11 protein-coding genes are annotated in these 13,776 nt (G+C 31.1%); 10 read left to right on the top strand and 1 reads right to left on the bottom strand.

Annotated features, from left to right (window positions below):
• Positions 1-10: 10 nt before the first annotated feature.
• The gene (locus KAR67_RS02880) at positions 11-1,330 is read right to left on the bottom strand and encodes an apolipoprotein N-acyltransferase (protein ID WP_002783373.1); all 1,320 of its coding nucleotides are present in this window, start codon (positions 1,328-1,330) and stop codon (positions 11-13) included.
• Between KAR67_RS02880 and yajC the strand changes: the two genes are divergently transcribed.
• Genes yajC through KAR67_RS02830 form a run of 10 tightly spaced genes read left to right on the top strand, consistent with a single transcriptional unit; the run spans position 1,303 to position 13,773 of the window.
• Positions 1,303-1,575 (top strand): preprotein translocase subunit YajC, encoded by a 273-nt coding sequence (gene yajC / locus KAR67_RS02875; RefSeq protein ID WP_002777154.1) that lies wholly within the window; start codon positions 1,303-1,305, stop codon positions 1,573-1,575. The two genes, KAR67_RS02880 and yajC, sit on opposite strands and share 28 nt — an antisense overlap.
• A complete protein-coding gene (gene secD / locus KAR67_RS02870) occupies positions 1,568-3,148 on the top strand; it encodes a protein translocase subunit SecD (protein WP_162284671.1) in 1,581 nt (526 codons plus the stop codon). Before yajC ends, secD begins: the two co-directional genes overlap by 8 nt.
• On the top strand, positions 3,148-4,119 hold the full coding sequence (gene secF, locus KAR67_RS02865; protein ID WP_002853635.1) for a protein translocase subunit SecF: 972 nt from the start codon (positions 3,148-3,150) through the stop codon (positions 4,117-4,119). Before secD ends, secF begins: the two co-directional genes overlap by 1 nt.
• 9 nt (positions 4,120-4,128) lie before the next feature.
• Positions 4,129-6,561, top strand: coding sequence for a leucine--tRNA ligase (gene leuS / locus KAR67_RS02860; RefSeq protein ID WP_192801053.1), 2,433 nt, complete (start codon positions 4,129-4,131; stop codon positions 6,559-6,561).
• Positions 6,558-7,070, top strand: coding sequence for an LPS assembly lipoprotein LptE (lptE, locus tag KAR67_RS02855; protein WP_162284674.1), 513 nt, complete (start codon positions 6,558-6,560; stop codon positions 7,068-7,070). The genes leuS and lptE overlap by 4 nt, the downstream gene beginning before the upstream one ends.
• Positions 7,054-8,457, top strand: a complete 1,404-nt coding sequence (locus tag KAR67_RS02850) for a hypothetical protein (protein ID WP_002777143.1) — start codon at positions 7,054-7,056, stop codon at positions 8,455-8,457. Before lptE ends, KAR67_RS02850 begins: the two co-directional genes overlap by 17 nt.
• Entirely contained in the window at positions 8,429-9,616 is a 1,188-nt protein-coding gene (locus KAR67_RS02845) for a Mur ligase family protein (protein ID WP_002791730.1), read from the top strand. The genes KAR67_RS02850 and KAR67_RS02845 overlap by 29 nt, the downstream gene beginning before the upstream one ends.
• Positions 9,603-10,505 carry a M23 family metallopeptidase gene (locus KAR67_RS02840; protein WP_002777140.1) on the top strand — a complete coding sequence of 301 codons (903 nt, stop codon included), beginning with the start codon at positions 9,603-9,605 and terminating at the stop codon, positions 10,503-10,505. The genes KAR67_RS02845 and KAR67_RS02840 overlap by 14 nt, the downstream gene beginning before the upstream one ends.
• Positions 10,442-10,837 carry a polymer-forming cytoskeletal protein gene (locus KAR67_RS02835; protein WP_002780236.1) on the top strand — a complete coding sequence of 132 codons (396 nt, stop codon included), beginning with the start codon at positions 10,442-10,444 and terminating at the stop codon, positions 10,835-10,837. Before KAR67_RS02840 ends, KAR67_RS02835 begins: the two co-directional genes overlap by 64 nt.
• Positions 10,837-13,773 (top strand): DEAD/DEAH box helicase, encoded by a 2,937-nt coding sequence (locus KAR67_RS02830; RefSeq protein WP_060785325.1) that lies wholly within the window; start codon positions 10,837-10,839, stop codon positions 13,771-13,773. The genes KAR67_RS02835 and KAR67_RS02830 overlap by 1 nt, the downstream gene beginning before the upstream one ends.
• Positions 13,774-13,776 lie beyond the last annotated feature (3 nt).

The following is a 13,776-nucleotide window of genomic DNA, read 5'->3' as shown; positions in this document are numbered from 1 at the left end:
TAAAAATTTTTTAACTTTTATCTTGCTTGTTAAAATAATTTTTAATCTTTTGCACAAATTTTTCTTTAGGTTTGATTACACCACTTTCCTTGCCATTTGTGGCATGGTATACACTAACTCCATATTTGCTTGCATAAAATTGCATGAGTAGTTTTTGTAGTTTGTATTCGCTAGAATAATTAAACCAAGCATTATTACTTATGGCTATAATAATTTTTGAATTTTTATAATTTTGTTCTTTTGTAGCTTCGTAACAAATAGCATTGGTAATGATTTGATCATTGAGTTTGTATTTGCTTTGTAATGGTCCTTGATCAAATTCTGCTATATTGGGTAAGAAGTATTTTTGTATTGTTTTTTTGAAAAATGGAATTTCTTCCCCAAAAGGTACTAAAAAATGTTTATTGAGTATATAGCTATTGCCTCCTTTAAAAATATATGTACTATTGTAAGTTTTACCCTCTTGTATGTTAAATGCTCCAGTTATGATGATAATTTGGTATGATAGCTCTTTTAGCATTTTTTCGTATAAGGTGTTTTTGAGATTAAATGCAAAAGCGGTTTCTGGCAAGATGACGAGCTCTTTTTTTTCATTGATGGCTTGAATAATTTCTTTGATTAGATTGTCTGAATTTACAGATACATTTTCTTGAAGGAATTTTTGATCTTGAGATATATCTGTGGAGATAAGCTTATAGGATAGATTTAGCTCTTCTGATTTTTTTTCATCGTATTGAAAGCCTATAAAAAATATAATTAAGAGAATAGCAATTTTATAATATCTTGAAATATAATTTTCATGAATAATATATGCTAGTAAAAAAATACAAATAATACCACGATAACTTGGGTCAAAAAAACCATATACAGTATAAACTCCCCAATTAAGCCAATCAAAGCCTAAAGGATGAATAAAGCTTAAACAAAAAATTCCGCAAAGGCGTAAAAAATCGAATTTAAATAAATAACAAATTCTAAAGAGTATTCCATAAACTATACCTATAAGGATAATAACTATAGGTACTAAATAATTTAAGTCAAAATAAATCGAAGAAAGTCCTATCCACCAAAACCAAAGTATCCCTACAAAAAATCCTATCCAAAAATATTGCTTAGGACTTTTGCTTTTTAAAAGCAAGACTAAGCCCCAAATTGCAAGAAATGAACTGATCGCTTGGGTAAAAATATTTTCAAAAAAAGATAAATAAATACAATTTGAAAGCAAAAATGCTATAAAAAAGACTTTTATTATTTTAAAAATGGTAGAATTAGTGTTTAATTTTTTTGGAATAAAGGAAAAATATGGCAGAAAATTCAATTTTAACTTCATTGTTACCTCTTGTTGTGCTATTTGCAATTTTTTATTTTTTGGTTATAAGACCACAACAAAAACAAGCAAAAGCACATAAACAAATGCTTGAGTCTTTGCAAAAAGGAGATAAAATCATCACTAATGGCGGACTTATTTGTGAAGTCGTAAAACCAGAGGACGATTTTATCAAAGTTAAGCTTAATGAAGACAATGTTACTGCAAAAATTTCAAGAGAATTTATAGCAAAGAAAATTGATGCGTAATTCTAAAATCACTTATCGATTGGTTGTTTTTATTGCGGTATTTATTTTTGGAGTTGTTTTTTCACTCCCTTCTTTTTTGCAATCCGAGCGAGGAGTGAAAATCAATTTAGGGCTTGATTTACAAGGCGGACTTTATATGCTTTTGGGTGTAGATAATCAAGAGGCTGTAAAATCTAAAATCAAATCCGTCGCTTCTTCTTTGAGTTATTCTTTTAACAAAGAGAATATTTTAAACGATGGATTAAATATCCATGATGATAGTTTGGATTTTACTTTATTAGATAATGCAGATATAGTTAAGACTGAGAATTTGCTTAAGGAAATTAATGGACTTAATGTGCAAAGAGAAGATATGCATTATACAATTTCTTTTACCTCAGAAGAGGTTAAAAGTATAGAGAATTTTGCTCTTTTGCAAGCAGTTGAGACTATTAGAAATCGTTTGGATCAATTTGGCTTAGCAGAACCAACGGTTGCAAAACAAGGCGAAGATAAAATCTTAGTCGAATTGGCAGGAATTAAAACCAAAGAGGATGAACTAAGGGCTAAAGAGCGCATTACTAAAGCAGCTCATTTGCAACTCATGGAAGTGGATGATTCTAAAATGAGTCAAGCTTCTAATATGAGTGATGCTGAAGCGGCAAGCTATGGGCTTGTTTTAGTTCCTGATTCTAGAAATCCAAATTTAAAATATCCTTTAAAAAGCATTCCTATTTTAGATGGTTCTATGCTTACAGATGCTAGAGTAGGGCTTAGTGATACGAGTAATTATCCTGTTATTAATTTTACTTTAAATGCTGAAGGTTCTAAGAAATTTGCTGATTATACAGGAGCAAATGTTGGAAAGCGTTTGGCTATCGTGCTTGATAATAAAGTATATTCTGCTCCATCGATTAATGAACGCATAGGCGGTGGAAGTGGTCAAATCAGCGGGGCTTTTACTCAAGAAGAAGCACGAGATGTGGCTGTGGCTTTAAGAAGTGGGGCTTTACTGGCGCCAGTTAAACTTTTAGAGCAAAGAAGTATAGGTCCATCTTTGGGTGCTGATAGTATTAAAATGAGTATGATAGCTCTTATAGGTGCTTCGATTTTTATCGTGGTATTTATGGTGCTTTATTATGGTATGGCAGGAATTTTTGCAAATATTGCAATGCTCGTTAATGTTTTGGTTGTTGTGGCTGTAATGGCAATGTTTGGTGCAACTTTGACTTTACCAGGTATGGCAGGACTTGTTTTAACTGTAGGTATGGCTGTTGATGCCAATGTTATCATTAATGAGCGTATCAGAGAGCTTTTGCGCGAGGGTGCAAATATCAAAGCAAGTATAGAGCAAGGTTATAAAAATGCTATGAGCGCGATAATAGATTCTAATATCACCTCTCTTGTAACCTCTATAGCACTTTATGCTTATGGAACAGGTGCTGTTAAAGGATTTGCAGTGACTTTAGGAATTGGTATTGTTGTTTCTATGATTACTGCTATTTGGGGAACGCATGGAATGTTTGATTATTTTATGCAACGCATAGAAAAAAGTAATAATACAAGATTTTGGTTTGGCTATAGGAGAAGATAATGCAGTTTTTTAGCGAAAAGAAAATTTATGATTTTATGAGAATGCGTTTTGCTGCTATTTCTCTTTCTTTTATTTTGTTTTTTGGTTCTATTTATTTGCTTTGGGATAGGGGTTTGCAATATGGCATTGATTTTAGCGGAGGAACTTTAGTTCAGCTTAAATATGAAAATGCAGCTCCTATAACACAAATTCGAGAAATTTTAGAAAAACAAGGAACTTTTCAAAATTTATCTGTAACTGAATTTGGAAGTAATGAAGAAGTAACCATACGCTTTTTAGGAAGTAATGATAATGTAAGCAATGATATAGGTGAGCATATAAGCACTCTTTTAAAGGATACGGGAAAATTTGAAGTGCGTCGTGCTGATGTGGTAGGTCCAAAAGTAGGTGATGAACTTAGAAATAAAGGACTTATGGCTATAGCTGTATCTTTGATAGCAATTTTAATTTATATAGCGTTGCGTTTTGAGTGGCGTTTTGCTCTTGCGGCTATAATCAGTGAAATTCATGATGTTGTGATTACTTTAGGGGCAATTTCTTTATTTAAAATTGATGTCAATTTAGATACTTTGGCTGCTGTTTTAACTGTGCTTGGGTACTCTTTGAATGATACAATTATTATTTTTGATAGAATCAGAGAAGGTATTAAAACAAGTAAAAAAACCGAACTTGCACCTATTATCAATGAAAGTGTTTCAGCAACTTTATCAAGAACGGTTTTAACTTCAGGGTTGACTTTAGCAACCGTTGTGATACTTTATTTCTTTGGCGGGGAAATGATACAAGGATTTTCTTTGGCTTTAATTGTAGGTATTATAGCGGGAACTTTAAGCTCTATCTTTGTTGCAAGTCCGACATTATTATGGTTTAAATTTAGTGTGCTTGAGTTTAGAAATAAAGAAATTGAAAAAGCAAAAAGAAAACAAGATAAAGAACGCAATCGTGCAATGTATGAAAAAGGAACAGTGTAAGGAGAATTTATGGCTTATGAAGCAAGTTTAATAGAAAAAAAATGGCAAAAAATTTGGGATGAAAATGAATATTTTGAGCCAAAAGATGATTTAAATTTGCCTAAAAAATATATTTTATCGATGTTTCCTTATCCTAGCGGACGCATTCACATGGGGCATGTAAGAAATTATACTATAGGTGATGCTTTAGCAAGATATTATCGCAAGATAGGATTTAATGTTTTACATCCTATAGGTTTTGATAGCTTTGGTATGCCTGCTGAAAACGCAGCTATTAAACATAAAATTCATCCTAAGTCATGGACTTATGAAAATATAGCTTATATGAAAAAAGAACTTTTTTCTTTAGGTTTTTCTTTTTCTAAAAAAAGAATGCTTGCTACTTCAGATCCACTTTATACAAAATTTGAGCAAGAATTTTTTATTAAGATGTTTGAAAAAGGTTTGATTTACACTAAAGAAGCAAATGTGAATTGGTGTGAGCAAGATCAAACGGTTTTGGCTAATGAGCAAGTTGAAGACGGAAAATGTTGGCGTTGTGGTCATGAAGTGGTGCAGAAAAAAATGCCAGGTTATTATGTAAAAATCACTGCTTATGCTGAGGAACTTTTAAAAGATTTAGAAGAATTAAAAGATAAATGGCCTAATCAAGTTTTAACTATGCAAGAAAATTGGATTGGTAAAAGCGAAGGTTTGGAATTTTCTTTAAATTTAGACGAAGAAAGCAAGCAAAAAACTAAAGAAAGTTCTTTAGAAGTTTTTACTACAAGAGCAGATACAATTTATGGAGTTTCGTATATCGCTTTAGCTCCAGAACATAAAATTGTTCAAAATTTGCTTTCGCAAAATTTATTAAATCAAGATGTATTAAATAAAATCAAAGCTATTCAAAATCAAAGCCCAAGAGAAAGACAAAGTTCTGAAAAAGAAGGTTATTTTTTAGGAATTTATGCCATTCATCCTTTAAGCGGAGAAAAAATTCCTTTATGGGTGGCTAATTTTGTCTTGGCTGATTATGGTAGTGGAGCGGTTATGGCTGTTCCAGCTCATGATGAAAGAGATTTTGAATTTGCTAATAAATACAAACTTGAAATCAAGCAAGTGATTGAGTGTGAAGATGCACAGCTTCCTCATGTTCAAAAAACAGGAAAGCTTATCCAAAGTGGTGAATTTAATGGGTTTGATTGCAATGAAGTAAGAGCGAGAATTATTTCAAAATTTGAAGATGAAAAGTTAGGAAAAAGGGTTATTAATTTTAAAATTCGCGACTGGGGAGTTTCTCGCCAAAGATACTGGGGTGCTCCTATACCTATGGTAAAATGCAAAAATTGTGGGATTGTGCCTCAAAAAATTGAGAATTTACCTATTACCTTGCCTGAAGATATTCAAATCACAGGAGAGGGCAATCCGCTTGAAAAACATCCTATTTGGAAAAATTGTACTTGTCCAAAATGTGGACAAGAAGCACAAAAAGAAAGCGATACTTTGGATACTTTTTTTGAAAGTTCATGGTATTTTGCACGCTTTGCAAGTGATGAAAAAACATGGCAAGAAAAGGCTTTGGATAAAGAAAGTGTGAAGTATTGGATGAATGTTGATCAATATATAGGTGGCATAGAGCATGCCATTTTACATTTGCTTTATGCAAGATTTTTTCAAAAAGTTTTAAAAGATTTAGGCTATTTAGAGGATAATGAGCCTTTTGCTAGACTTTTAACTCAAGGTATGGTTTTAAAAGATGGTGCCAAAATGTCTAAATCCAAAGGAAATGTAGTCGATCCTGATGATATTATCAATAAATACGGAGCCGATACTGCAAGACTTTTTATCCTTTTTGCTGCACCTCCTGCTAAAGAACTTGAATGGAATGATGATGCGGTTGAGGGGGCTTATAGGTTTATTTGCAAACTCTATGATAGGGCTCAAAATGTAAGAGCTGGGGAGCTTTTAGAATTTAAGCATGATGATTTAAATAAGGAAGAAAAATACGCTAGATTGAAAGTGTATGAAGCTTTGAAAAAATCTTTTGAAGTTTATACTCAAAGCTTTGCTTTTAATACCCTAATCGCTGCTTGTATGGAAGCGCTTAATGCTTTAGCTCCTTGTAAAAATGAAGCTTTAGAACAGGAAGCTTTTTATATTATCTTAAATATTTTAGAACCTATTATTCCTCATGTGTGCTTTGAATTAAGTGATAAGCTTTTTAAATGCGAGAATTTTAAGGTTTTAAATTTAAAAGAAGAAGTTTTTGTAAAAGATAGTTTAAATTTAGGCATCAGCGTAAATGGCAAAAAGCGTGGAGAAATTGAAGTTTCAAGCTCGGCAAGTCAAGATGAAATTTTAGAGCTAGCAAAGCAAAAAGTTTCAAAATGGCTAGAGGGTAAAAACATAGTTAAAGAGATTTATGTAGAGGGAAAACTGGTAAATTTGGTGATAAAATGAAAGGAATTTTATTTTTTATCGTAGCTTTGTTTTTAGGGGCGTGTGGTTATGTTCCAACTTCAAAAGTAGCGGATAATATTTTTGATGATAAAGTATATGTGAATGTGGAATTAAGCCTTCAAGATCCTAGAAACAGTATTTTCGTAGCCGATACGCTTAAAGAGATGGTTATTTCAAAATTGGGACGAAGATTGGCTTTAAAACATGAGGCAGATGATGTGATCAATGTTAGGATGAATAATCTTGAATTTATCCCTTTAATCTATGATCAAAATGGTTATGTTGTAAGCTACAAAGCCAAACTTAATCTAGAATTTAAAGTGGTATTTAAGGATGGTAGCGTCGAACATTTTAATACAAGTGGAAGCTATAATTTTGATATATCACCTAACAGTATTATCAGTGATACAGCGCGCTACGAAGCTATACGCTCAGCTTCTAGCGAAGCTTTTGATGAATTTATTTCAGTAATAGCTATCAAGGGACAAAAGCGTGCTACCCAATATTAATGAAATAGCAAAAGAAACTTTAATCACACTTAAGGATAGAAAGCTTCGTCCTACCCCTGAAAATTATACAGAAATTTTTGAAGAGCTTTCTAAAAAATATGGTTTAATAAGCTCAAATAAAGCCAAGCTTGAAAAATATAAAGCTTTGCTTTTACCAAACTATCAACAAGAGTTAAATTCTAAATCCATCCGTACTTTAGAAGAATTAATAAGCTTTTTAATCTCCGCATTAAATAGACAAAATGGAAAGCAATTTAGTGAATTTTTCGATTTTTTGGCTACCTTATCTAAAAGTTTGCAAGTAAGTAAAGATAAAAAAATCAGAGACTTGGCTAAAATTACTTCTATTAGAATTTCAAAAACTATGGACAGCGAAAGTATTTATTTGCTTTCTAAAAAATGGAAAGAATTTGAAAAAAATTATAACGAAAATGATTTAGAAGGCGGATTAAGAAGATATGGCATCGCAAAATATGATGATTTTGATACCGTGGTTAAAAAACTTCTAAATAAGTTAGAAGAAAGAAGTTTAGAAGTTTTTGCTGAACTTTTGGCCTCTTGTTTGAATCCATCTTTGGTTGAGGATCTTAAAATTCATGGTTTTGCACAAAATTTACTTCAAAAACCCTTTCTTTTAAGTGAAAGCGGTTTTAAAAATGAACTTTTAGAATTTGTCAATCGTCGTGTGATGGTTGATAATATGTATGTGCAAAAAAATTTAAATTTTTTTAATGATAACTTGAAAAAGATTTATGAACTTTTTATGCTGTTAAACAAGTCCAATGAGCAAAATATGGATTTTATAAATACCTTAAAACCCGATAAACAAGGGGAAATAAAACTTAGTTTTGAACTTTTAAAACAAAAATTTATGCAACTTAATGAGAGGATTAATTCTTTAAATGCACAAATTGAATTTACGCAAAATTTAGAAGAGCGTGAATCTTGGAGTGTTTTAAAAGAGCTTGAGAGATTGGATGAAAATTACAATAAATATAAAGTTAATTATTCTTTAGCATTATTTTCTATAAAAAATTATCGTTTTATTATGGAAAGGTATGGGGTAGGTAGCTTAAATGAAATTTTTGTGCGTTTTAAAAAAATTTTAAAAGATAATTGCTCTGAATTTGATGAGCTTTGGATGATAGATGAAAAGAGTTATCTTATTATTTCACCTGGAAGAAATAAAGAAAAAGTGGCACAGCTTGTCCGAGAAAATTTAAAGACTATTGAAAATTTTCGTTTTATTTATAAGCAAGATATTATTACTCCAAAAATTATCACAGCTTATTTGGATAAGCAAAGTAAGCCCCATGCTAATATTTTAGAAGAATTAATGAATCAAATTTCAAATTTAGATGAAAGAAACAATGCAAAAGATCAGTAAGGTTGATGAATTTTTAGTACAAAAAAGTACAAATTATGACAAGATCGATCGTTTTGTTATGTTTAGAATGTATGAAAAATATAAAACAAATTTTTCGATTAAACCCATTGTGCATATTATAGGAACCAATGGAAAAGGAAGTACGGGTAGATTTTTAACCCAGCTTTTAGAAGGCTTGGGTTTTAAAGTGGGGCATTATACCAGTCCGCATATTTTTGAATTTCGTGAGCGCTTTTATAAAAATGGAGATATTATTAGCGAAAATGATTTAGAGCTCGCGCATGAAAATTTGTTAGATATTTTTAAGGATAATTTAAAAAAACTTAGCTATTTTGAATATGCTACTTTTTTAGCAGTCGAGCTTTTTAAAGATTGTGATTATGCGATTTTTGAAGCAGGAGTTGGGGGTGAATATGATGCAACTTCTGTTTTTGATAAAAGCTTGAGTATTTTTACAAAGGTGGGATTTGATCATACTCAAATTTTAGGAGATAGTTTAGAAAAGATTACTAGAACAAAATTTAAAGTTATGGCAAAACAAGCTTTGATTTCAAGCGAGCAAGATGAAAGAGTTTTGCAAATGGCTCAAAAAATAGCATTTTTAAAAAATACAAAATTATATTTTTCATGGCAGTTAAAGGATGAAAATTTAATGCAATTAAATGAGTATGTTCAAAAATACGATTTGCCTGAATTTTTAAGACACAATTTAATTTTAGCCTTAAATGCATTAGAAATATTACTTTCTAAAGAAAAACTTAGTCAAGCTTTGTTAAAATTAGGAAAATTAAATTTAAAGGGACGCTGTGAGCAAATTGCGCCCCATTTGTATGTGGATGTGGGTCATAATGTTATGGCTGCTAGCGCCCTGTGTAAAAAATTTAGTGGCGAAAAGCTTGTTTTAATCTACAATTCTTATCTTGATAAAGATATTTTTGAGATTTTAAAAACATTAAAGCCTATTATTGATACAATAAAAATATATAAATATGTAAGTTTAGAAAGAAGATTGGCTAATGATAAAATTTATCAAGTTGCCAATGCTTTAAATCTTAAGTGTGAAGAATTTGTTTCTTTAGATGAAAAGAAAAAAACTTTAGTTTTTGGTTCTTTCGCTTTAGTCGAAAGTTTTTTAAAGGAGTGGAGTGATAAAAAATAAATTTACCATCACTATTACAGATATTAATGGTTCAAGGCATTTTTATTTAAATCAGATCATTAAAAAAATCGTTCTTTATGTAGTAGCTTTTATATTTTTGTTTTTAATTTTTAGCGGTTTTTATATTAAATATCTTGATAGCAAACTGAGTGATATTAGTACTAAAAGAGAAGAGCTTTTAGCAAAAAGCAAGGAATTAGAACTTGCTAATGCGCAAATGCAAAAAAATGTTGAAGAAAAAGCAAAGCAATATGCAGCTATAGAAGATAAGATTGCTTCTTTTGAAGAAGCTTTGGGCTTAGAAGCTGAAAATAATCTTACTATTACAGATAGGCTTGATAATTTAAAGCTTACAAATGAGCAGCAAATTGGGATTTTAGGACAAATTCCTAATGGATGGCCTATTGAAAATAAAGGCGTTACGGGAAATTTTGGATGGAGGGAACACCCTCTTTTAAAAAGAAGAGAATTTCATCCAGGTATTGATTTAAGAGCAGCGATAGGTACGCCTATATATGCACCTGCTAGTGGGGTGGTTGAGTTTTCAGGATATAGTGATAATGGTTATGGGTATAATGTGATTTTGCTACATAATTTTGGCTTTAAAACTGTTTTTGCTCATATGGTGAGAAAAGATGTTGTTAAAGCAGGCCAGTTTGTCAATAAGGGGCAACTGATAGGCTATACTGGCAACACAGGACTTTCAACAGGTCCGCATTTGCACTATGAAGTAAGGTTTATTAATAAAACCTTAGAACCTTTATATTTTTTAAATTTAGAAAGAAAAAATATGAATGAGTTTTTTAATCAAGAAAGGAGAGTTCCATGGCAATCTTTAATAAAAGCGGTAACGGCACAGCACTTAGCTCCAGTTCCGAAACAACAGTAATTTCATCAGGTGCTAGAATAGAGGGTAAATTTTATTTTGCTTCTATGCTTCATGTGGATGGAGAGCTTAATGGTATAGTGCATTCTGAAAGCATAGTAGTTATAGGAAAAAATGGGAATTTAAAAGGTGAGCTTAAGGCTGATAAGATAGTTGTTAATGGCTGCTTTGAAGGCGATTTGGAGGCAGATAGCCTTGAAATTTTAGCAGGTGGCGTGGTTAGCGGGAATATCAGCATTAAAGACTTAGCTATAGAAAATGGCGGTCGTTTTAATGGGACTAGTAAAATAAAGCAAGAAGAGCCTGTAAGGTTGTTAGAGAATAGCTCAGAATAATGCAAGCAAATTTTTTTGAGTATTTACAAGATTCAAATATAGCACAATTAGTGCTTTGCGAAGATGATAAAGAATCTTTTTTGCTTTCTCAAGTTGCTCTTTTTAAGGATCTAAAAACCTTTGTTTTACCTGATTTTAGAGCTGAATTCGGAGATGATTTAAGGGCTTTTTCCAAGGAGCTTTTTGAGCTTTGCAAGGTTTTAAATGCTTATCACAAGGAAAAAGATACTAAAATTCTTATTTCCCCTTTGTCTACCATACTTAAAAAATTACCCGGTCAAAAACATTTAAAAAATTACAAACTTTCTAAGAAAAATGTTTTTAATTTAAGTGAATTTAAAAATGAGCTCAACAAGCTTGGATATGAATTTGTGGATATGGTTCAAGATAAGGGTGAGGTAAGTATACGCGGAGAGATTATTGATATATTTTGTATCAATGAAGAATTACCTACTAGGGTTTTGCTTTTTGGAGATGAGTTAGAAAGTATTAGAAAATTTGATCCTATGAATCAAAAATCATTTCCCAAAGAATATGAAGAACTTGAAATTTGTCCTTTTTTGACATATTTTTCTGAGGAAAATTATGAAAATTTTAAAGACAAATTAGAAAATTTCAATAGCGATGTTTTGATTAATGATATTAATTCTTTAGGATTTTGGTGTATTGATGATTTTTGTGATTATTTAGAACTTGATTTTATAAGTATCAAAAAATTCAATCAAGAAGAATGGGATAAAGATCTTAGCAAAATCAATGCTAAAATTATACCCCAAGCTTCTGTTTATAAGGATTTAAAAAGTTCTTACAATAAAGACTTCTTTTCTTTGCAACAAAATAAAAAAATTACGATTTTGGCTAAAAATGAAGCTTTGTTTAAGGCTTTAGAGCTTGAAAATACACAAAATATTTCTTTTCAAAAAAGCGATTTGATCCTTAATTTAATTAGCAATCAAGAACTTATCATCTCATTAAATCATAAAGAAAAACAAAAATATAAGCGTAAAGCAAATTTGATTATAGATGAGTTAAAAATTGGTGATTTTATCGTTCATGAGGATTATGGTGTGGGTAAATTCTTAGGTCTTGAAATGATTAGCATTAGTGGGGCTAAGAAAGAATTTGTTGCCATTGAATATCAAAATAGCGATAAACTTCTTTTACCGGTTGAAAATCTTTATATGATAGATAAGTATTTAGGAGCTAGTGGAGGCATACCGCTTTTAGATCGCTTGGGAAAAATGACTTTTATCAGGCTAAAAGAAAGGCTAAAAACCAAGCTTTTGGCTATTGCTTCTGAGATTGTTATTATGGCGGCTAAAAGAGCTTTAATTAAACCAAAAGAAATCAAGATAGATTATGCAGATCAAGCTTATTTTGTTTCAAAAGCTGAATTTTCTTATACACAAGATCAAAATAAGGCTTGTGAAGAAATTTTAAACGATTTTGAAAACGGCAAAGTGATGGATAGACTTTTAAGCGGTGATGTGGGTTTTGGTAAAACCGAAGTTGCGATGAATGCTATTTATCCCGTGGTAAAAAGCGGTTTTTGTGCTTTTTTCTTTGCGCCTACCACGCTTTTATCTCATCAGCATTATAAGAGTTTAAAAAAGCGTTTTGAGCCTTTTGGCATTGAAGTTTTTAAACTGGATCGCTTTACAAGCACTAAAGAGAAAAAAACTTTAATGTTAAATTTAGAACAAAACAAAGCCTGCGTGGTGATTGGCACCCACGCACTTTTAAATGTAGAATGTGAAAATTTAGCCCTTGTTATCATTGATGAGGAGCATAAATTTGGAGTAAAACAAAAAGAAAAATTAAAAGAATTAACCCAAAATTCTCATCTTTTATCTATGTCTGCTACTCCTATACCAAGGAGTTTAAATCAAGCTTTAAGCTCTATAAAATCTTATAGTGTTTTACAAACCCCTCCAGAAGATAGGCTTGATGTTAGAACCTTTGTGAAAGAAAATGATGATGCGCTTTTAAAAGAGGCTATAACAAGAGAATTAAGACGCGGCGGACAAATTTTTTATATACACAATCATATTGCAAGTATAGAGCAATGTAAAAAACATTTACTTGATTTATTTAAAAATTTAAGGATTTTGATTTTGCATTCTAAAATTGATGCGAAGATTCAAGAAGAAGAAATGCTTAAATTTGAAAACAAAGAATACGATTTACTTTTAAGCACTTCTATTGTTGAAAGCGGTATTGATCTGCCTAATGCAAATACTATGATAGTCGAAAGAAGTGATAGATTTGGAATGGCTGATTTGCACCAATTACGCGGCCGTGTAGGCAGGAGTGATAGGCAGGGGTATTGTTATTTTTTAGTTGAAAATAAAGAAGAACTTACTCAAGATGCACTTAAGCGTCTTGTTTCTTTAGAGAGTAATTCTTATTTAGGAGCAGGTTCAGTTTTAGCTTATCATGATCTTGAAATTCGCGGAGGTGGAAATTTGCTAGGTATCGATCAAAGCGGACACATAGAGCAAATTGGACTTAGCTTGTATCTTAAAATGCTAGAAGATGAGTTAAATGCACTTACTAAAAAAGAAAGCTTTGAAGAGAAAAAAATAGACTTAAAACTTACCATCAATGCTTTTTTAAATTCAGAACTTATCAATGAAGATCGTTTAAGATTGGAGCTTTATCGTAGACTTAGTAAATGTAAAAATATAGATGAAGTCTATGAAATTGAAGGTGAGATAGAGGATCGCTTTGGGAAATTAGATCTTTATACAAAGCAGTTTTTAACATTGATTATAATTAAAATTTTAGCTTTGGGGAAATTTAAAACCATAAGTAATTTTGAGCAAAATATACAATTTGTAAAGATCAATGATGAAAAAGAGTTTATTAAAGCAAGAAGCAAAGATGATGATGATATTATAGAAGCAGTTTTAACGCATTTAAGGAAAGATAAATAAATG

The sequence above is a fragment of the Campylobacter sp. JH32 genome, from assembly GCF_017846535.1.
Taxonomy (GTDB): Bacteria; Campylobacterota; Campylobacteria; order Campylobacterales; family Campylobacteraceae; genus Campylobacter_D; species Campylobacter_D coli.
The sequence above is the reverse complement of the archived record's forward strand: the minus strand, read 5'-3'. Positions and strand labels throughout refer to the sequence as shown.